The sequence below is a fragment of the Sphingopyxis sp. genome (assembly GCF_016793825.1).
Lineage (GTDB): Bacteria > Pseudomonadota > Alphaproteobacteria > Sphingomonadales > Sphingomonadaceae > Sphingopyxis.
This window is the reverse complement of record NZ_JAEULM010000050.1, coordinates 19988-39346: the sequence shown is the minus strand read 5'-3', so window position 1 is coordinate 39346 and position 19359 is coordinate 19988. Positions and strand designations below refer to the sequence as shown.

General features: G+C 64.2%; 23 protein-coding genes. 14 read left to right on the top strand and 9 right to left on the bottom strand.

Going from position 1 to position 19359, the window contains the following annotated elements:
• The 3 genes from cysS to JNM03_RS17460 are packed head-to-tail and all read left to right on the top strand — an operon-like array spanning nt 1 to nt 2801.
• A complete protein-coding gene (cysS, locus tag JNM03_RS17470) occupies nt 1-1461 on the top strand; it encodes a cysteine--tRNA ligase (RefSeq protein ID WP_294038589.1) in 1461 nt (486 codons plus the stop codon).
• A 37-nt stretch (nt 1462-1498) separates the two neighbouring features.
• Nucleotides 1499-1855, top strand: coding sequence for a hypothetical protein (locus JNM03_RS17465; protein ID WP_294038587.1), 357 nt, complete (start codon nt 1499-1501; stop codon nt 1853-1855).
• A 7-nt stretch (nt 1856-1862) separates the two neighbouring features.
• A complete protein-coding gene (locus JNM03_RS17460) occupies nt 1863-2801 on the top strand; it encodes a D-2-hydroxyacid dehydrogenase (protein WP_294038585.1) in 939 nt (312 codons plus the stop codon).
• Here JNM03_RS17460 and JNM03_RS17455 read toward each other — a convergent pair.
• The 6 genes from JNM03_RS17455 to pyk all read right to left on the bottom strand — a co-directional run bounded on the left by JNM03_RS17455 (nt 2795) and on the right by pyk (nt 11634).
• Entirely contained in the window at nt 2795-3646 is an 852-nt protein-coding gene (locus tag JNM03_RS17455; protein WP_294038583.1) for a metallophosphoesterase, read from the bottom strand. The genes JNM03_RS17460 and JNM03_RS17455 overlap by 7 nt on opposite strands.
• A gap of 51 nt (nt 3647-3697) precedes the next feature.
• Nucleotides 3698-5635: a cytochrome c3 family protein gene (locus JNM03_RS17450; RefSeq protein ID WP_294038581.1), complete on the bottom strand. Its 1938-nt coding sequence runs from the start codon at nt 5633-5635 to the stop codon at nt 3698-3700.
• Between the two features lie 15 nt (nt 5636-5650).
• A complete protein-coding gene (locus tag JNM03_RS17445) occupies nt 5651-6544 on the bottom strand; it encodes a hypothetical protein (RefSeq protein WP_294038579.1) in 894 nt (297 codons plus the stop codon).
• A complete protein-coding gene (locus JNM03_RS17440) occupies nt 6544-8979 on the bottom strand; it encodes a cyclic nucleotide-binding domain-containing protein (protein ID WP_294038577.1) in 2436 nt (811 codons plus the stop codon). The genes JNM03_RS17445 and JNM03_RS17440 overlap by 1 nt, the downstream gene beginning before the upstream one ends.
• A gap of 223 nt (nt 8980-9202) precedes the next feature.
• A complete protein-coding gene (locus JNM03_RS17435; RefSeq protein WP_294038576.1) occupies nt 9203-9976 on the bottom strand; it encodes an arginyltransferase in 774 nt (257 codons plus the stop codon).
• A 203-nt stretch (nt 9977-10179) separates the two neighbouring features.
• The gene (gene pyk, locus JNM03_RS17430) at nt 10180-11634 is read right to left on the bottom strand and encodes a pyruvate kinase (protein ID WP_294038574.1); all 1455 of its coding nucleotides are present in this window, start codon (nt 11632-11634) and stop codon (nt 10180-10182) included.
• A 107-nt stretch (nt 11635-11741) separates the two neighbouring features.
• On the opposite strand from pyk, the gene JNM03_RS17425 reads away from it, so the two are divergent.
• From JNM03_RS17425 to ruvC, 5 genes are all read left to right on the top strand, one after another.
• Nucleotides 11742-12062 carry a DUF1244 domain-containing protein gene (locus JNM03_RS17425; RefSeq protein ID WP_294038572.1) on the top strand — a complete coding sequence of 107 codons (321 nt, stop codon included), beginning with the start codon at nt 11742-11744 and terminating at the stop codon, nt 12060-12062.
• Nucleotides 12063-12125: 63 nt separating this feature from the next.
• Nucleotides 12126-12368, top strand: a complete 243-nt coding sequence (locus JNM03_RS17420; protein ID WP_237836794.1) for a DUF2312 domain-containing protein — start codon at nt 12126-12128, stop codon at nt 12366-12368.
• Nucleotides 12369-12411: 43 nt separating this feature from the next.
• Entirely contained in the window at nt 12412-12729 is a 318-nt protein-coding gene (locus tag JNM03_RS17415) for a YbjQ family protein (protein WP_294038571.1), read from the top strand.
• A gap of 57 nt (nt 12730-12786) precedes the next feature.
• Complete coding sequence (locus JNM03_RS17410; RefSeq protein ID WP_294038569.1) at nt 12787-13533, top strand: YebC/PmpR family DNA-binding transcriptional regulator; 747 nt, start codon at nt 12787-12789, stop codon at nt 13531-13533.
• Nucleotides 13534-13675: 142 nt separating this feature from the next.
• Complete coding sequence (ruvC, locus tag JNM03_RS17405) at nt 13676-14161, top strand: crossover junction endodeoxyribonuclease RuvC (RefSeq protein ID WP_294038568.1); 486 nt, start codon at nt 13676-13678, stop codon at nt 14159-14161.
• A 4-nt stretch (nt 14162-14165) separates the two neighbouring features.
• On the opposite strand, the gene JNM03_RS17400 is transcribed toward ruvC, so the two are convergent.
• A complete protein-coding gene (locus JNM03_RS17400; RefSeq protein WP_294038567.1) occupies nt 14166-14729 on the bottom strand; it encodes a hypothetical protein in 564 nt (187 codons plus the stop codon).
• A 105-nt stretch (nt 14730-14834) separates the two neighbouring features.
• On the opposite strand from JNM03_RS17400, the gene ruvA reads away from it, so the two are divergent.
• The 3 genes from ruvA to ruvB are packed head-to-tail and all read left to right on the top strand — an operon-like array spanning nt 14835 to nt 16865.
• Entirely contained in the window at nt 14835-15437 is a 603-nt protein-coding gene (gene ruvA / locus JNM03_RS17395; protein WP_294038565.1) for a Holliday junction branch migration protein RuvA, read from the top strand.
• Nucleotides 15434-15844: a GFA family protein gene (locus JNM03_RS17390; RefSeq protein WP_294038563.1), complete on the top strand. Its 411-nt coding sequence runs from the start codon at nt 15434-15436 to the stop codon at nt 15842-15844. The genes ruvA and JNM03_RS17390 overlap by 4 nt, the downstream gene beginning before the upstream one ends.
• Nucleotides 15837-16865 carry a Holliday junction branch migration DNA helicase RuvB gene (ruvB, locus tag JNM03_RS17385; protein WP_294038562.1) on the top strand — a complete coding sequence of 343 codons (1029 nt, stop codon included), beginning with the start codon at nt 15837-15839 and terminating at the stop codon, nt 16863-16865. Before JNM03_RS17390 ends, ruvB begins: the two co-directional genes overlap by 8 nt.
• Here ruvB and JNM03_RS17380 read toward each other — a convergent pair.
• Nucleotides 16845-17051, bottom strand: coding sequence for a helix-turn-helix transcriptional regulator (locus tag JNM03_RS17380; RefSeq protein ID WP_294038560.1), 207 nt, complete (start codon nt 17049-17051; stop codon nt 16845-16847). The two genes, ruvB and JNM03_RS17380, sit on opposite strands and share 21 nt — an antisense overlap.
• Before the next feature lie 9 nt (nt 17052-17060).
• Nucleotides 17061-17507, bottom strand: a complete 447-nt coding sequence (locus tag JNM03_RS17375) for a hypothetical protein (RefSeq protein ID WP_294038558.1) — start codon at nt 17505-17507, stop codon at nt 17061-17063.
• A 183-nt stretch (nt 17508-17690) separates the two neighbouring features.
• Here JNM03_RS17375 and JNM03_RS17370 point away from each other — a divergent pair, with 183 nt between their 5' ends.
• The 3 genes from JNM03_RS17370 to tolR are packed head-to-tail and all read left to right on the top strand — an operon-like array spanning nt 17691 to nt 19356.
• On the top strand, nt 17691-18155 hold the full coding sequence (locus JNM03_RS17370; RefSeq protein WP_294038556.1) for a YbgC/FadM family acyl-CoA thioesterase: 465 nt from the start codon (nt 17691-17693) through the stop codon (nt 18153-18155).
• Entirely contained in the window at nt 18149-18847 is a 699-nt protein-coding gene (gene tolQ, locus JNM03_RS17365; RefSeq protein WP_294038555.1) for a protein TolQ, read from the top strand. Before JNM03_RS17370 ends, tolQ begins: the two co-directional genes overlap by 7 nt.
• Nucleotides 18847-19356: a protein TolR gene (gene tolR, locus JNM03_RS17360; protein WP_294038553.1), complete on the top strand. Its 510-nt coding sequence runs from the start codon at nt 18847-18849 to the stop codon at nt 19354-19356. Before tolQ ends, tolR begins: the two co-directional genes overlap by 1 nt.
• Nucleotides 19357-19359 lie beyond the last annotated feature (3 nt).

The following is a 19359-nucleotide window of genomic DNA, read 5'->3' as shown; positions in this document are numbered from 1 at the left end:
ATGACCGACGTCCCTGCCCCTCTACGGCTGTTCAACAGCCTGACGCGCCAACTGGAAGACTTCCAGCCCGTCCACGCTGGCGAAGCGCGCGTCTATAGCTGTGGGCCCACCGTCTATAACTACCAGCATGTCGGCAACATGCGCGCTTATGTCTTTGCCGACACGCTAGGCCGCACGTTATCCTTCAAGGGTTACAAGCTGCGCCACATCATCAACATCACCGACGTCGGCCACCTGATCTCCGACGCCGATGCGGGCGACGACAAGATGGAAAAGGCCGCAGCGTCGCAGGGCAAGTCGGCGTGGGACATCGCCGCCTTCTACACCACCGAGTTCAAGCGCGACCTCGGCTGGCTGGGGGTCCGCGACCCCGCCAAATGGACCGTCGCGACCGACTATGTGCCGCGGATGATCGAATTCGCGAAGCGCATCGCAGACACCCACTGCTATGAACTCGATAGCGGCCTCTATTTCGACGTCTCGACCGTCGCCGATTACGGCCGCCTCGCGCGCGCCGTCACCGATGAGGGCGAAGCCCGGATCGAAGAGGTCGAAGGAAAGCGCCACGCCGCCGACTTCGCGATCTGGCGCAAGACCCCGCCGGGTGAGACGCGGCAGATGGAATGGGATTCACCCTGGGGGCGCGGCGCGCCCGGCTGGCATCTCGAATGTTCGGTGATGGGCGAAGCCGAACTTGGCATGCCATTCGACATCCATACCGGCGGCATCGATCATCGCGAGATCCATCATCCGAACGAGATCGCGCAGAACCAGGCGTATCACGGCTGCGGCAGCCTGGACTGTGCCGAGCACTCAGGCGCCCGGATGTGGATGCACAATAATTTCCTGATCGACCGCGGCGGCAAGATGTCGAAGAGTTCGGGCGAGTTTCTGCGCCTGCAGTTGCTGGTTGACCGTGGCTATCACCCCCTCGCCTATCGCATGATGTGTCTGCAAGCGCATTATCGGTCGGAACTGGAATTCAGTTGGGAAGGCCTCAATGCCACGCTGACGCGGCTGAAACGGCTGGTGATGACCGCAACGCCGGTGCGTGACGCCGCGGCAACCGAGGTTGCGGATCACCGGCTCACCGACCTGCTCGCGAAATTCGACGCCGCCATGTCGGACGATCTCAATACCGCCGTTGCGTTGACGCTGGTGGAAGAGGTCGCGGCCATGAAGAAGGTCGACGCCGGGCAAAAGCGCTCCGTGCTCGACACGATGGACGCCGTGTTGGGGTTGCAGTTGCTGACGGTGTCGCGCGAAAATCTCCGCGTCAGGCCGAAGGCAGCGACAATCGCGGAAGACGACATCGAAGCCACGCTCAAGCGCCGCAAAGACGCACGGGAAGCGAAGGATTTTGCGACCTCGGACGCTCTTCGCGATGACCTTGTCGCCGCTGGGATCGAGGTGATGGACGGCGACGCCCTCGGCTGGGAGTGGCGTCTTGATGGTTTTTAGGGCTTGTTGGCGAAGGACTTGGTGCTAGCTTCGTTGCATGTCGCAACTGATCTGCTGGCTTCTCCTTGCGCTGGTCCACCTGATCCCGGCGGTGGCTCTGGTCCGGCCGGCGCTCATCACGCGCCTTTACGGTCTGTCCGCTGACGACCCCCTGTTTCCTCTGATGCATCACCGCGCCGCGCTGTTCCTGGCTGTGCTCGTCGCCTGCGTGTGGGCCGCTTTCGATCCCACCGGTCGCCCGCTCGCAACCGTCGTTGCGGCAATCAGCATGCTGGGCTTCCTGCTGCTTTATGGCTTGTATGGACGTCCGGCTTCGCTGAGAAGTATCGCCATCGTCGACCTCGCCGGCCTGCTGCCGCTCGCCTGGGCGGGCTCGCACGCCTTTCAGCACTAGGAGTCCCATGACTGTCACCGTCCTGTCCGGCCTGATCCGTCCGCTTGTCGAGGGGAGATTGCCCGACTGGGTCGAACCGCGTTTCTTCCAGTCGAAGGAAGAGGCGATGAGCCTGGCGCCCGAGGCCGAGATCGGCTGGTTCGACATGTACGAAAAGCGCGACATGGCCGCGGCAATCACGGCGGCAGCGAAGCTCAAATGGTTGAACTCGATCTACGCCGGGATCGACGGCCTGCCGCTCGACCTCTTGCAGGAGCGCGGCACCGTCGTCACCAATGGCGCGGGGATCAACGCGATCACCATCGCCGAATATGTCGTGATGGGAATGCTGACGGTCGCCAAGGGCTATCGCGACGTCGTCCGCGCGCAGGAGCGGCGCGACTGGCTGATGGATTCGCCCGGAAAGGTCGAACTTTACGGGTCGAAGGCACTGCTGCTCGGCTATGGCGCGATCGGCAAGCTGATCGAAGAGCGGCTGAAGGCGTTCGCCGTCGACGTTACGGTCGTGCGGCGCTCGCCGGGACCCGATACACTGACGCCCGACCAATGGCGCGGTCGGCTGGGCGAATATGACTGGGTTATCCTTGCGGTTCCCGCGACCCCCGAAACCGACGGGATGATCGGAGCAGCCGAACTCGCGGCGATGAAGCCGACCGCGACGCTGGTCAACATCGCGCGCGGCGCCGTCGTCGATCAGGACGCGCTGGTCGCCGCGCTCGATGCAAAGCGGATCGGGTCGGCGTTCCTCGACGTGACCACGGTCGAGCCGCTGCCCGCCGACGACCCGCTGTGGAGCCTCGACAACGCGCACATCACGATGCACCTGTCGGGCCGGGCGCAGGACAAGATGTTCATCCGCTCCGCCGAGCGCTTCCTCGAAAATCTGGATCGCTGGCACAGGGGAGAACCGGTCGAACCGCGGGTCGACCTGACGCTCGGCTACTGACCCGGCCGCTCAGCTTTCAATTCGCGGACCAGCGGCTGGAGCCGTTCGTCATATTTGGCGAGCATCGTGTGCGCACCGGCGTGGTCGTAAAAACTCACAAGCTCGCGCCCGTTCCAGCGATGCAGGGCATAGGCGGGATCTTCGGCGACAATCATCGGTCGGTCGTCGGGCCGGTTTTCGTCGATCGGACGCAGGTCGAGCGACACCTGCGGCGCGGTCGAGGAGCAGATCGCGACTGTCCGCCCTTCCCACGCGACCGTGACGCTGCGATGCAGATGACCGCAGATAAGGCCGCGCACCTGCGGATGGCGCGAAATGACGTCGGTAAACACCGCGACCCACGGCTCATCGGGGTCGGTGTTCATCCACTCGATCCCGCTTTCGACCGGCGGATGGTGCATGACGACATAGGTCGGCTTCGCAGGATCTTTGGATAGCTCGGCGTCGAGCCACGCGGCGCGCTGTTCGCAGAAGGCGCCGCCGTGACGCCCCTCCTCCAGCGTGTCAATCGTCACCAGCCGCAATTCGGGCAGTTCGACCGTGTACTGGATAAAGCCGTTGCCGTCGTCGAAGCCCGGAAACTGGGCATGAAAATTGTCGCGGAGGTCGTGGTTCCCGACGCTTGGCCAGACCGGAAAGGGGCAGCGTGAAAAAGCGGTCGCGAGGCGCCGGTAACTGTCGGAGTCTCCACGATCGGTGATGTCGCCGGTTGCAAGCAGCAGGTCGGGCCGGTTCGGCCCCTCGATCAGCACATCGAGCACGTCGTCGAGCCGCTTGCGGTTATATTCGGCCGGATTATCCGGGTCGAAACCGATGTGGATATCGGTGATCTGGGCGATCAGCATGTCGGTTCCCTGCCCCTGCTCCGGCCACGTCTCCCCGACCGCCGTATCAAATCATCCACCCCGCCTTGCGGCCGCCAGCGCCGGTGTGCGCCAGGTCACATCATAAAGGCTTCGCCAATCCCCACCTGTGACCTGCGTCACACCATAGACGTTCCGGGGTGGACGATCGGTAACCGACGCGACATTTTTTTTGCGCTGTCGCTGCGGCATCCACGGTTTGCCGCCATCCGAATGATATTCATGACACATGGCGCAGGGCGATTCGGTCGCGGTTTCGACCTTGACCACCCGCGCGCCCGTCTCCCCGACATGGCAATCGCGGCACTGGCGCAGTCCGGGAACGAGCAGATCCGTCGCCGCCTTCGACGCCGGCGCAGCGGTGTGGCAGTCGGCGCAGTCGGTTTCCTTGTGCGCGTCGTGGTCGAACCAGCCCTTGGTCAGGAAGCGCGGCGTCTGGTCGACCGCCTGAACGCGCCACTTGTTGCCGGCCTGCGGGGCGAAGATGGTATGGCAGTCGTAACAGGCGCCGCCCTTTGAAAAGACAGCGCGCACCGCATCCTCTGCCCGGTTAGGGCGCATCGCAACTTCGCGGAAATAGATATTATACACCTGGCCTTGGGCATAGTCGCCGGGACGACGACGCTCCATGCCGCCGAGTTGCAGCGGACGCGACGGCGGTGTCGAGCGGTAATAGGCGGTGAGGTCGGCGACGACCTGATCGGGCTCGCCATGGCGCAGTGTGCGCGTGACCCCGCCGACGGTCTCGAACGCGAGGCTGTGGCACATCGCACAGTCGCGCTCCATCTCGACCGGCTTGATCCGCACCCCGTCGGCCTCGGGGCGATGGCAATTCCCGCACTCCAGCTTCTTGCCGAAGTCGTACCGGCCGCGGAAGCTTGCCGCCATGCGCGCGACGCCGCCGGTCGCCTGCAAATGTACGTCGTGCGGGAATTTCAGCCCGTCGAAATCGGTGAGCGCCCCCTTGCCCGGCATCGCGCGGACGGGCTTTGCACCCGGCGCCGTACGGACCATCGGGCGGAATTCGGGGTGACTGGTGCCAAAATCGGCGGCATCGGCCACCGTCGGCTTGAACCCCGCCTTCAGCAACCGCGCCGACATGCCGTCATGGCAATCGGCGCAGAATTTCTGCGGTGTCGCCAGCATCGGTCCGGCGCCTTCATGTTCGGTATGACAGGCGACGCAGCGCCCCTGCGGCTTGTTGAACGTCTTCGCGAAGCCCGCGAGAATGCGCTCACCCACCCCCGGCGGATGCCGCGCGGCGAGCAGCATCGCGGTCGGCGCGTTGGCGTGCGCCATGCTCATCGCCTTGTGTTCGCCGGTGTGGCAGCCGACGCACGCCTTGTCGGTCACCGCCACGAACGGCTCGACATGGCAGGATTGGCAATCATTCTTGAGACTGGCGTGCGCGCTCGACAGCGGTCCCGACATCCACGCCTTGTCGGCGTGATAGCCTTGGGGCCGTTCATCGACCGACTTGAAGCTGCTCCACGCCCAGATCGGTCCGATCAGGAAGGCCAGCAGCACCAATATTCCGAAAGCCCAGGCGCCCATGCGCTTGCCGGGCATCACCCCTTGCAGCGAGAAGGCCTTCGCTTCGTCAACATCCTTCGAAGATTGCGACAACTCGTCGATGCGCTCGACCAGCAGGATGACATTGTCGCCTTCGCGCGCGATCGTCAGGCGGTGCCCACCGAAACGCAGTTCGGCCCCGGCGGCGCTATCGACGTCCGCGACATCGACGGTACGCCCGTTGAAGTCGAAACCCAGCCCCTCGCTCGCCAGCACGCGGACATGTCGTCCATCAGCGCTGGTAATCGTCGCGTGTTGCGGGTTCACCGCCAGATCGGCGATATGGATCGTATTGCCGCCTTCGCGGCCAAGCGTGATCGTGTCGCCCGGCAGCGGCTGGTCGCGAACGATCTGCTTGCCCGTCTTCGTCGTCGAGATTCGGCGCAGGATGAAGCTCATGGTTCGCTCCCCGCCTTACCAGTAGAAAAAGACGCTGATGATGTGCGCCGACAGCGCCGCAATCAGCGCAAAGGTCAGCGGCACATGCACGTAAAGCCAGACTTCGAGCAGCGCCCGTATCTTGAGATGCTGGCGCAGGCGCGCAAGCGCCGCTTCCTTCTGTTTCAACAGCCCGACCACCTTATCGCGCGCGTCGGCGTTACTGCTCCGCGAAGTCGCAAGAGCGACGAGCGCGGCGGAAGTGGCGCAGCGCGGATAGCGTCCCGACAACCGCGCCGCGATTCCGCCCGCGAAAGGATCCTCGTCGAGCGCCGCCAGCACCGGTGCGGTATCTTCCGGCGTCAGCGGCTGTGCGGCAGCATGAAGCTGACGGTCGAAGGCCCGGATCGCCTCGAGCATCTGCATCTGCGTCATCTCGTCGCGATTGTTCGAAAGCGCGGCCGGCAGCGTCGCATAGGCGATCACGCCATATAGCCCCGACAGGATCACCAGCATCATCAGCACCCACGCGAGCGTGTGGACATTCCAGCCGAGCTGGAACCCCGTGTGCCAGGTACCGATGACGATCAGGCTGAGCCCCAGATACACATGCGCTGAGGTCCACGCCTTGAGCGACCAGTAATCGCTTGTCATCTTGCGCTTGCGATAACCAAGCGCGGTCAGCCACAGGATCAACAGGGCTCCGATCGTGCCGAGCGTATATCCGTACCAGCTTCCGCCGTTCGGGCGCGGCGTCACGTCGATCAGCGCATAGCTGACGATGATCAGCAGGCACAGCCCGCCCGAAATCTTTGCCCAGCGGAAATTGGCATAACGCAGGAAACCCTCGTGTCGCCGTTCGCGGACGCGCTCGGTCTGGGTCGCCTTCGACCGGCGGCTCAAGAGTCTTTTGGGAAACAGGCTCGCCATCAGCCCGCATCCTCCTGAAGCCGCGCGATCGACAGGAATTCCTCGGGCGACACGCGGATCGCGGCGCCGGTCGGACAGGCGCGCACGCATGCGGGGCCGCCGGCGATGCCCTTGCACATGTCGCACTTCACCGCGATCTTCTTGGGCTTTTCCTCACCCAATTGCTTCTTGGTCCATTTGGGCGACGGCTCGCCCGGGCCGGGCCCGAAGCCAGTGAGCAGCCAGCGCAGCAGGCTGGGTTTTTGCGGCGGCGCCGCCTCCATGCGGATGACACCATAGGGGCAATTGCGCATGCAATTGCCGCAACCGATGCACCCCGGTTCCATGAACACTTCGCCATCGGGGCCGCGGTGGATGACGTTGGGCGGACAGTCGGCCATGCAGTGCGGATGCTCGCAATGGCGGCAGCTTGTCGGTACGTGCAGGTGCGCGAAGGTCTTCCCCGCCTCGCGGTCGAGCCGCGACAGGCCTTCATGGCTGTCGGCACAGGCCTTTTCGCAATTGTCGCAGCCGACGCAGAGATTTTCGTCGATCAGCAGCGCGTCGGTCGCTTCGCCAAGGCCCTCCTTCATGATGAAGCCCGCGGTGTCGGAATAGAGGTCGACCGCGCTCGAATAGCTGGCCTTGCGCGATTCGATGAAGCTGTTCATCTGCGCGCGCTCCGCAACGGCGGCCTCGGTCGCCTCGCGCACCTTGGGCCGCGCCGCGAGCATCTTGCGGAAGCTTTCGCCGGTCAGTTTGATGACCTCGCTGCCGACCGCGGCCTTGACCGTCGCGTTGCGGGGCGCTCCGCTCAGCACGCCCATTTCGCCAAAGAAGCTGCCGGCGGGGAGGTAGCGGAGGAAGATCGACTTGCCGCCGATATCCTTCTCGACCACCATCGATCCCGATCGAATGACATAGACGTCATCGCCCTGCTCGCCCTCGGTCACCACCACCTTGCCGGCCGGGATGCGCTCAACCTCAGCGGTGTCGACGACCGGGCCCAGATCCTCGACGGTCAACCCACCCTTGAAGATCTGGAGCAATTGCCGCTCCAGCGAGATGCGGTTGATCACACGCTTCGCACCCGGAACCGCCGCCATCAGCTTGAGCGCAGCCGTCCGCGACACCTCGACAAAGATGCTGTCTTCGCCCGCGCGAATGGTCGCGCCGCGCTTGCGCCCCGAAATCAGGCCAACTTCGCCAAAGATCGATCCCTGCTCGATCGGCACGGTGACGTCGGGCGCCACCTCGACCTCCGCATGGCCGTCGGCGATGGCGAACAGCGACGATCCGGGCTCGCCCTTCTCGAACACCACATCGCCCTTGCGATAATAAGCGACCTTCGAATCGAGCATGAACTCGCGCATCTGCAGCGGCGATACATCGGCGAAGATGCGAACCCGCTCGCGCAGATATTCCAGCCATTCGCTGACCGACTTCTGCTGCGGCAGATTGGCGAAGATCGCCGCAAGGTCCTTTTCATCGGCGGGGGTCAGGCCGGTGTTGCCGTTGATGAACTCGACGACGTCATAGCCCTGGTTCATGCAATGCTTGATCAGCGGATAGCCCGCGAGAGCGCCGATCACGAAGATGCCGGGCACGGTCGATTCAAAGGTCGGCGACAGCTTTGGAAACGCTTCGCGGTCCGGGCCGGTGAATTCGATCCCCATCGATTCGACGAAGCCGCGCGGCGCGACCGAACCGAGGCGCGCGACAATGACATCGCACTGGATCTTTTCATCGCCCGTCGGCGTCTCCAGCGTCAGCCAGCCGGGTTCGACAAGTTTCGGCTGCGTTTCGGTCCGGATCGACATGAAGCCGTTCTCGCCGGCCTCCATCATGTCGGAGACATTCTTCGCCTTTGCGCGCGCAAAATCCTTTGAACGGTTGAGGATCGTAACGGTGTTTTCCAGCGCCTCTTCGGCAACGCCAAGCGCATTTTCGATCCCGGCATCACCCGATCCGACGACCGTGATGTGCTTGTCCTTGAAATCCTCGGGATCGTCGACCTGATAGATGATGTGCGGCAGGTCCGCGCCGCCACAGCGCATCCGGTTCGGATTGCCCTGCGTCCCGATCGCGAGGACGATGTTCTCCGCATGATAGACATCGCCGCTGGCGGTCTTGATTTCGAAAGCGCCCTTCTCGCCGGTCACCGCGGCGACTTCGGCATGTTTGACGACGTTGACCTTGTTGTTCGCCGCGTCCTCGTCCCAGTTGCCGAGGATATATTCGCGCGCGCCCTCCGCAAAACGGCAATCCGATCGAAGGTCGAGCCGTTCGGGCGTTGCCAGCACGCGCTTGCCCTTCTGGTATTTGAAGATGGTGTCGGACAGATGATCGGTCTTTTCGAGCAAGACATGGCTGAGCCCAAGCTGCCCCGCGCGCGAGGCCGCGCTGAGCCCCGCAGGACCCGAACCGATAATCGCAACCTTGACCGGCTCGCTCATGCGCGCGTGTCCCCGCAGCGCGTGCGCCTGTCTTCGGCCCTGATGCTGACGAACGCGCGAACGGGCATCCTATTCCCCCCAATCGCCTACCCCTAGGCGACCACAATATGGATGCGACCCGGACTTATGTCCTGGACGAAGAGCTATGCCCTTGAAAGCGGGAAAAGGTCAACCGGCGAGGCGGAGATTTCACCTGCTGCGAGACGTTCGCAATAGCGCGGATTTACGCCAGTTCGAACATCGCGGCGATGCGGTCCGAGGTCGCCGGCTCGAAACGCGACCAGCCGTCGGGGCCGAGCTTTTCAAGCGGACGAAAACGCGCCTTGTAGGCCATGCGGCTGGACCCTTCGATCCAGTATCCGAGATAGACGTATGGAAGGCCCGCCTTCGCGGCGCGGAGCACATGATCGGCTATGATGTAGGTGCCGAGGCCCTCGCGCAGCGGATGCGCGGCGTCGAAGAAGCTGTAGATCATCGACAGACCATCGCCCTGGCGGTCGGTCAGACAGCAACCGACGAGGCGGCCGCGGCTGCCGTCGGTCGTCGGCTCGCGATATTCGATCATGTAGCTATCGACCGGACTTTGTTCGACCATGTCGGCAAAATCCTGCTCGTCCATATCCGCCATGCCGCCATTGGGATGGCGCGAGCCGAGATAGGCGCGCAGCAGCGCATATTGCTCCTCGGTCGCCCAGGGCTTGCACGCGGTCGCCACCAGGTCACGGTTGCGACGGATCGTGCGCTTCTGCGAATTGCTCGCCGCAAACTCCCCCGCACAAACGCGCACCGATACGCAGGCTGAGCAATCGGCACAGCTTGGTCGATAGGCAACCGACTGGCTGCGGCGAAATCCGATGCGCCCCAATGCGTCGTTGAGTTCGGTCGCGTTGTTCCCGCTGAGTTCGGTAAACACCTTCCGTTCCGTCTTGCCCTCCAGATAGGGGCACGGCGCCGGGCTGGTTACAAAAAAGCGCGGAAAACGAAACGGTGCGGACACGCGAGAGGAACCTCCGGGTTGGCGAAGCGGAGCCCCCCGACGCGGGTCCGACGCGCTACATGCAGCGGTTATGCCGTCCTGCGTCAATGGTGCAAAGAGGATTTACCATTTTTGCGCGTCCCGATCTGACTCAGAAGTGGAATTTCCTGAATCGCCCGGTAACTTCTGTACCGTGCTGAATCAAAAAGCGCGCAGGGACGCCATCAGCTATAACCGCGCAGTTCGTCGCCGGTGAGGGTCGCGACGTGCAGCACGTTGGTCGATCCCGGTGTGCCGAAAGGGACCCCAGCCATCATGACCAGCTTCGCGCCCGCCCGCCCGATACCATGGCGCAGCGCCATGCGCTTGCCCTTTGCGATCATCTCTTCGAAGCTGCCGATATCCTTGGTCGGCACGGCATGCGCACCCCACAGCAAGCCCATACGCCGCGCGGCGTCGCGTTTCGGCGTCAACACCAGGAGCGGGGCGCCGGGGCGCTCGCGTGCGACGCGGCGTGCGGTCGAACCGGATGCGGTAAAACAGATGATCGCATCGGCGTCGATCGTCGTGATGATGCTGCCCGCCGCTTCGGCAAGTGCATCGGCCGTCGTAGCGTCGGGCGTCGTCTCGGTAAAATGCAGGCGGCGAAAATAGTCGGGGTCGCTTTCGACCGAGCGGGCGATCGAATCCATCATCGTTACCGCCTCGACCGGCCACGCGCCTGCTGCGGTTTCGGCCGACAGCATGATAGCGTCGGCCCCGTCATAGACGGCGGTGGCGACGTCGGACACTTCGGCGCGTGTGGGCGAAGGCGACACGATCATCGATTCGAGCATCTGCGTCGCGACGACCACCGGCTTGCCCATCGCCCGCGCCGTCGCGACGATGCGCTTCTGAAGCGGAGGGACCGCTTCGGGCGGCAATTCCACCCCAAGGTCGCCGCGAGCCACCATCGCGGCATCGGCGATCTCGAGGATCTCTTCGAGGCGTTGAACCCCCGACGGCTTTTCGAACTTGACGAGCAGTGCCGCCTTGCCCCCAATCAGCCGGCGGGCTTCGGCGACATCTTCGGGACGTTGGACGAACGACAGTGCGATCCAGTCGACATGTTGTTCGAGCGCGAACGCCAGGTCCTTGCGATCCTTTTCGGTCAGCGCTGCCAGCGGAACGACGACGTCGGGGACATTGACGCCCTTGCGGTCGGAAATCTTGCCGCCAACCTCGACAATCGTTTCGATGCGCCCGTCCGAGACGCTCTTCACGCGCAGCACCAGCTTGCCGTCGTCGATCAGCAACCGCGTTCCGGGTTCCAGCGCCGCGAACAGCTCCGGGTGGGGCAGGTGGACGCGCGTCGCATCGCCCGGCGCCTTGTCGGCATCGAGGACGAAAACCTTGCCCTTCACCAACTCGGCGGGTCCGTCCTTGAAGGTGCCGACGCGCAATTTCGGGCCTTGCAGATCGACGAGGATCGTCGTCGGGCGACCGGTTTCCTTTTCCAGCGCGCGGATCGCCGCGATCACTTTGGCGTGGCCGGCATGATCGCCATGGCTCATGTTGACGCGAAAGGCGTCCGCGCCGGCGCGATGAAGCGCGGCAATCATCTCGGGGTTGGCACTGGCAGGGCCAAGCGTCGCAAGAATGCGCACCTTGCGCTGGCGGGGAGTGAAACTCTGGACCACGGATGCTCCGCATGACTGGGGAATAGCTGACCGCTTGCCTAGGCGCACTGTCCGCGCCTAGGCAAGCGGCGTATAGCTATTCATAGCGCAGCCAAAGGAAAGCCGCCATGTCGTGCAGCGACGATCACGCCACCCCGAACGACGCCCTCGACGCGCTTGACGATGCGGTCGCCGCCACAGCCTTCCGCCGCCTCGTCCGGCTGCTCCAGCATCGCAGCGATGCCGCCAACATCGACCTGATGGGCCTCGCCGGATTTTGCCGCAACTGCCTCGGCGACTGGATCGCCGAAGCGGGCAGCATGGACAAGGAAACAGGCCGCGCGATCGTTCACGGCATGCCGACCGCGGACTGGAAAGCGCGCTTTCATGTCGCCGCCACGCCCGAACAACTGTCGCGGATGGAAGAAAGCATGGCCAAGAATCCCTGACCCCGCTAGGTGGGCGCCGAGGCGATTCTCGCCACGCAAATCCATTCTTCAGCGGAGTCCAAAATGAGCGAAGCCACCGTGTCCGACGAACAACTGCGCCTTTTCATCGAGCGCATCGAGCGGCTGGAAGAGGAAAAGAAAGGCATCGCCGACGACATTCGCGACGTCTATCTTGAATCGAAATCGCAGGGCTATGATCCCAAGATCATGCGTCAGATCGTTCGCCTGCGCAAAATGCCCATCCACGACCGCAAGGAAATGGAAGCGATCCTGGACGTTTACAAGTCGGCGCTCGGAATCGCCTGAGCCCGCCCGACAGGCCCGAGTTCCATCCGACAGGAGAATGACGATGTTCAGCACCACGACCAACACTGTCGAAGGCCGCCCGGTCCGCGAGTATCTGGGCATTGTTACCGGCGAGGTGATCGTCGGCGCCAACCTGTTCCGTGATCTTTTCGCCAGCATCACCGACATCGTCGGCGGCCGTTCGGGCAAATATGAGGACGTGCTCGCCCGCGCTCGCAAGGAGGCGATCCAGGAAATGGAAGCCGAGGCCGCGCGGCTTGGCGGCAACGCGGTGGTCGGGGTCGACCTCGATTATGAAGTGCTGGGTCAGAATGGCTCGATGCTGATGGTCAGCGCGTCGGGCACCGCTGTGGTTGTCTGACTCGCGGCACCGCGCTAGGGGCGGCGCCAGCTTTCAAAATTACCGATGGAGGGTGGCTTGGCCGGCCATAGCAAATTCAAGAACATCATGCACCGCAAGGGCGCGCAGGACAAAAAGCGCAGCGCGCTTTTTTCCAAGCTCGCGCGGGAAGTCACGGTTGCCGCGAAGATGGGCTTGCCCGATCCCGACGCCAACGCACGTCTGCGCGCAGCGGTCAACGCCGCCAAGGCGCAATCGATGCCAAAGGACAACATCCAGCGCGCGATCGACAAGGCGGCCGGCGGCGAAGGCGACAATTACGAAGAAATCCGCTATGAAGGCTATGGCCCCGGCGGCGTGTCGCTGATCGTCGAAGCACTGACCGACAACCGCAACCGCACGGCAACCAACGTCCGCACCGCGTTCAGCAAGAATGGCGGCAACCTCGGCACCTCGGGCAGCGTCAGCCACGGCTTCGACCGCCTCGGCCTGATCAATTACCCTGCCAAGGCCGGCGACGCCGACACCGTATTCGAGGCCGCGCTCGACGCCGGCGCCGACGACGTCGAATCGTCGGAGGACGGCCACGACATCTGGACCAGCGTCGATAGCCTGCACGAAGTCGCGAAAGCGCTGGAGAGCAAGCTGGGCGAAGCCGAAGGCGTGAAGCTGGCGTGGAAGCCCACGCTGAAGAGCGAAATTACCGACGAAGCGCTGGCGCAGACGCTGTTCAAGCTGATCGACACGCTCGACGACGACGACGACGTCCAGACCGTATGGGGCAATTACGAAATTCCCGACGCGGTGATGGAGAAACTGGGTTGAGCCAAATCCTCCCTGTCGCGCAGCGATGGGGAGGGGGACCGCCGGCGAAGCCGGTGGTGGAGGGGCCGGTGCGCCATCGCCCCTCCGTCAGCCCTGCGGGCTGCCACCTCCCCATGCCTGCGGCACAGGGAGGATCGGGAAGATGATCGTCCTCGGCCTCGATCCGTCGCTCAGTTGCACCGGCTGGGGAGTCATCCGCGTCGAGGGCAGTCGGATCAGCCATATCGCCAATGGGCAGGTAAAGACCGACGCCAAGGCCCCACTGCCCGACCGGCTTGCGCATCTCGACACGGTGCTGGCAGCCGTGATTGCCGATCACGCGCCGACCTGCGCGGCGGTTGAAGAGGTTTTCGTCAACGACAATCCGCAATCGACGCTCAAGCTGGCGCACGCCCGCGGGGTTGCGCTGCTCGCCTGCGCGCGCGGTGGGCTGACGGTCGCCGAATATGCCCCTCGCCTCGTCAAGAAAGCGATCGTCGGCACCGGCGGCGCGGCGAAGGAGCAGGTGCAGGCGATGCTCCGCGTGCTGCTCCCCGGCGCAAAGATCGCCGGGGCGGATGCGGCAGATGCGCTGGCGGTCGCGATCTGCCACGCAAACCATGGCGGCCGGGAAGATCGCCAGCGCTAGGGCCTCACATCGCCTTGCGCGCGAGCGCGATCGCCTGATCTTTCGCGGTTGCGTCGGGCGCGCTGGCGATGGTGATCATCACCATCCGGGCGTCGTCCAGATAGACGTTGAGCTGGTTGATTTTGGGAACGAAAAATGCCGCCTTGCCGACGCCGCCCACATCTTCGACCGGGCGATCGGTGAACGCCTTGACCGTTGCGGCGACGGTCGATCTGGCACCGCTGATCGCCTGATCAGTATTATCGTTGATCGGCGACCAGCGCGTCATCACGCTGGCCCGCCCGCCATCCTTAAAGACATAGGTGCATTCGGACGTGGCGGCATTGCTGCCCGCCGCTTCGTTGACCAGGCCAACCGTCGCCTCGGAAACCTCGGACTTCATCACCTCGGCCATTTCGGCACGGGTCACGATCGAACAGGCGTCGGTTGCGTCCCAGCCGGCGGGCGCGCCACCCGCGGCCGCCGATCCGGAGGCGGCCTTGTCATTGCGTCCGCCCTCGCCGCCGCCACTACACCCCGCCACCATGGGCAGGCACGCCAGCGCTGCAAAAATCATCGCCTTGTTCATGGATAAAACCCTCCCTCGTCCCGCCATGCTAACCCGCAGCACCGGCGATGGACAGATCAAAGAGGAAGATTCCCTTTTCGTTCCCGCTTCGCTATCACCCTCGCCATGATAGCGAAACTGACCGGACGGCTCGACAGCAGCACCGCAGGCCATGCGGTGATCGACGTGGGCGGCGTCGGTTATCTGGTCGAAGCATCGGCGCGCACGCTGGACGCGCTGGGCCCCATCGGCGGCGACGTCACCATCCATACCGAAATGCTCGTCGGCGAGGATTTCCTGCGCCTGCTCGGCTTTGCCAAGGCCGAGGAACGCGACTGGTTCCGCCTGCTCACCAGTGTGCAGGGCGTCGGCGCGAAGGTCGCGCTCGCGATCCTCTCGGCACTCGAGATCGGCGACCTGCAACGCGCGCTCGCCAGCGGCGACAGCGCGATGGTCGCGCGCGCCAACGGTGTCGGGCCTAAACTCGCGCAACGGATCACACACGAGCTGAAGGACAAGGCGGGCGCGCTGGGCGGTATCGCGGGCGGCGGACGTTCAGCACTGCCCGGAGCATCCGGCCCGCTCGCCGACGCTGTCGCCGCCCTCACCGGCCTGGGCTTCAAGCCCGGTGAAGCGAGTGCGGCGGTTGCGGCAGCCAGCGAGGATTTGGGCGCCGGGGCAAGCCTCGATGCTCTGGTGCGCGCGGCGCTCAAAAAGGCCGCGAAATGACGGACCGCGTCCGCAACGCCGCCTGCCGCTGCGGCCAGATTCGCGTCGCCTGTGTGGGCGAACCGATCCGCGTGTCGGTGTGCCATTGCCGCGAGTGCAAGGCGCGGAGCGGCAGCGCCTTTGCCGCGCAGGTTCGCTTTCCCGCCGAACAGGTCCGCATCGATGGCGGAGCGGAAGCGAAGATGTGGCAGTACACCGGTGACAGCGGCAATATCGCCGACTTTTTCTTTTGCGGTACCTGCGGTTCGGGCGTGTGGTATCGCGCGCGGCCCTATCATGACGCCTATGCGATACCGCTCGGCAATTTCGAACCCGGCCATAGCTTCGTGCCGGATTATTCGGTTTATGAGGGGCGCCAAGAGCCTTGGGTTTCGATCACCGGCGAGGCAATAGAGCATTATGACTGAGCCGGCCCTCACCACTCCCATCCGCACGCCCGAGGACGCCGATGCCGCGCTGCGGCCGAAGTCGCTCGCCGAATTTGTCGGACAGGCGGCGGCGCGCGAGAATCTGCGCATCTTCATCGAAGCGGCGAAGACCCGGTCGGATGCGCTCGACCATGTGCTCTTCTATGGTCCGCCCGGACTTGGCAAGACGACGCTGGCGCAGATCGTCGCGCGCGAGTTGGGCGTCGGGTTCCGCTCCACGTCGGGGCCGGTGATCGCCAAGGCCGGCGACCTCGCCGCCCTGCTCACCAACCTCGAGGACGGCGACGTCCTGTTCATCGACGAGATTCACCGCCTGTCGCCTGCGGTCGAGGAAATCCTCTATCCGGCGATGGAAGATCGCGCGCTCGACATCATGATTGGCGAAGGACCGTCGGCGCGCAGCGTCCGCATAGACCTGCCGAAATTCACCCTCGTCGGCGCCACGACACGGCAGGGATTGCTGACGACACCGCTGCGCGACCGCTTCGGCATTCCGGTGCGGCTCAATTTTTACACGCATGGCGAACTGGAACAGGTGATCACGCGCGCAGCCCGCCTGCTTTCGCTGCCCATCGCATCCGACGGCGCTTTGGAGATCGCCCGGCGGTCGCGCGGCACGCCGCGTATCGCCGGACGCCTGCTGCGCCGGGTGCGCGATTTCGCGACCGTCGCGGGGCATGATGTCGTCGATGCCAAGGCCGCCGATTCCGCGCTCAATCGACTGGAGGTCGATGCGCTGGGGCTCGACGCAATGGATCGCCGCTATCTGACGATGATCGCCGACATCTACCGCGGCGGCCCGGTCGGGGTCGAAACGCTCGCCGCGGGATTGTCGGAACCGCGCGATACGATCGAGGATGTGATCGAACCCTATCTGCTGCAGGCGGGCCTGATCGCGCGTACCGCGCGCGGACGCATGCTCAACGCGAGCGCATGGAAGCATCTGGGTCTCAATCCCCCCGCCGGAGTTCAGGACGGGCTATTCGACCAGGGCAAATAGCGCCTCGACGGGCCGCCCCAGCACGCGCGAAAGCTTCAGCGCGACCAGCGTCGACGGCATGAACACACCGTTCTCGATCGTGTTGATCGTCTTGCGACTGACACCGACGCGCTCCGCGAGCTCGGCCTGCGTCCAGCCGAGCCGATCGCGCTCCACACGCAGATTGTTTGACAGCCTGTCGCTCACCGTTGAACCCTAGTCGAACCCGCGTCGTTCCAGAAAACCGAACCGCAGCAGGGCCGCGACGATACCGCCACTGACGATCAGATGGATCGCCTCACGCAGTCCGGTCTCCGTCACTCCGGCAAAGACATACAGCAGGAGAGCCGTAGCCATCGCCACCAGAAAGCCGAGCGACATCGCCTCGGCCCGATTGGCGCGGACGGCATCATCGTTGAGCAGGGCGCGCACCGAACTGCGGTGGCGCCACATGCCGCCGGTCGCGAGAAAGGCGATGAGGACCACAGAAAGGCAAACCCACGCCCCTACCTTCACCTGATCGACCGGACGGGCAAGATGAACGGGCGGCGCGACGAAGAACACGGCCTGCTGAAGCAGAAAAATGACGGCCAGCGCCGATGTCATGCGCGCGCGCCGGCGCCCTGCCCGATCCGCGGCCTCGATATCGTCCGATGTCGTCATCTGCCTTCTCCGAATGTAACCTATAGGTTATATATGTAACTTATAGGTTACATATGTCAAACTCTTTTGCAGGCGAAGATTCGACCGAAAACCGGTATTTTTCTCCGCCAGCCGGCCGCAAGGTGCGACGAACCGTTGAAGAGGGGTTTGCGGCGAGTCCCCCACCCGCTATCGGTCTCAAGGATGGCTGATGTCCCCCCACCCTTCGTACCTGGCGCCTTCCTCGGGGCAGCGCACCATTATCGCGCGCGCGTCTATTTCGAGGACACCGACCTGTCGGGCATCGTCTATCACGCCAATTACCTGCGCTATATGGAGCGTGCGCGATCGGACATGCTGCGCCTTGCCGGCATCGACCAGCGCGCGGCGATGGGAGCCGGCGAAGGCGCCTGGGCGGTCACCGACCTGGCCATCAAATATCGCAGCCCTGCGAAACTCGACGACGACATCCTTGTCGTCAGCACCGTCGAGGCGGTCCGCGGCGCGAGCGTCATTATCGCACAGCGCATCCTTCGCGGTCAGGACGAGTTAACCGATGGGCGTGTTACCGCAGCCTTCCTGTCGCCCGAAGGCCGGCCTCGCCGCCAGCCTGTGGGCTGGGCCGAACGCTTTACCGCCATCATGAATGGAGAGACCATCCCTTGTTAGACAATATCAAGCTGGCCGCCGACGCGGCGACGCTGTCCCCCGTGGCGCTTTTCATCCAGGCCGACTGGATCGTGAGAGGCGTGATGATCGGGCTGCTGCTCGCATCGGTCTATGTCTGGGCGGTGATCTTTACGCACGGGCGCGGCGTCGGCAAGATGATGCGCGCGTCTGACCAGTTCGAGCGCGATTTCTGGCGCGCCGACAATATCGACAAATTCTATGACAAGAACAGCGGCGAAGACCTGCCCAGCGCCAAGGTGCTGGCCGCCGGAATCGGCGAATGGCGCCGTTCGACCAAGGGCAAGACCATCGATCGCGAGGGAACCCGCGAACGCCTGGGCATCGCGATGAATGCCGCGGCCGAGGGCGAAGTCGACCGACTTGCCGACAAGATCGGTACGCTGGCCACCATCGGTGCCGTCGCGCCCTTCGTCGGCCTGTTCGGAACCGTGTGGGGTATCATGCGCAGCTTCACCGCGATCGCGGCGGAAAATAACAGCAGCCTCGCCGTCGTCGCCCCCGGTATCGCGGAAGCCCTGTTCGCGACCGCGATCGGCCTGTTCGCCGCGATCCCCGCCGTCATTGCATACAACGCCTTTTCGCAGCGCCTGAATCGCCTCGAATCGCGGCTCGGCCGCTTTGCAGACGGACTTCATGCAACCTTCAGCCGCGAGCTGGAGGTCGACGCCTGATGGCGATGTCGGGCCCTTCCGGCGGCGCGGGCGGACGGCGGCGCGGGCGCGGCGGACGCCGCGCACCGATGGCCGACATAAACGTCACGCCGCTTGTCGACGTCATGCTGGTGCTGCTGATCATCTTCATGATCACGGCACCGCTGCTCGCTTCCGCTGTTCCGATCGACCTGCCTGAAAGCCGAGCGAAACCGGTCGAAACCGAAGAGCAGGAACCGGTACAGCTATCGATCAACGGCGACGATGCCATCTATATCGGCGACCAGATCGTGCCCGAGGCCGAACTGCCCGCGCGGCTCGATGCGATCGCGCGCGAGAATGAGGGGAAGGACAAGCCGCGCCAGATCATGCTGCGCGCCGACAAGGGGCTGGACTATGGCCGGGTGATGTCGGTGATGGGCGAGCTCAACCGCGCCGGCCTGACACGCATCGCACTCGTCACCACGGGAGCCGAAAGCGGCGCCGCAGCCGAAGCCGCGGTCACCGACGGTTCAGGCAGCGACCGATAGGCT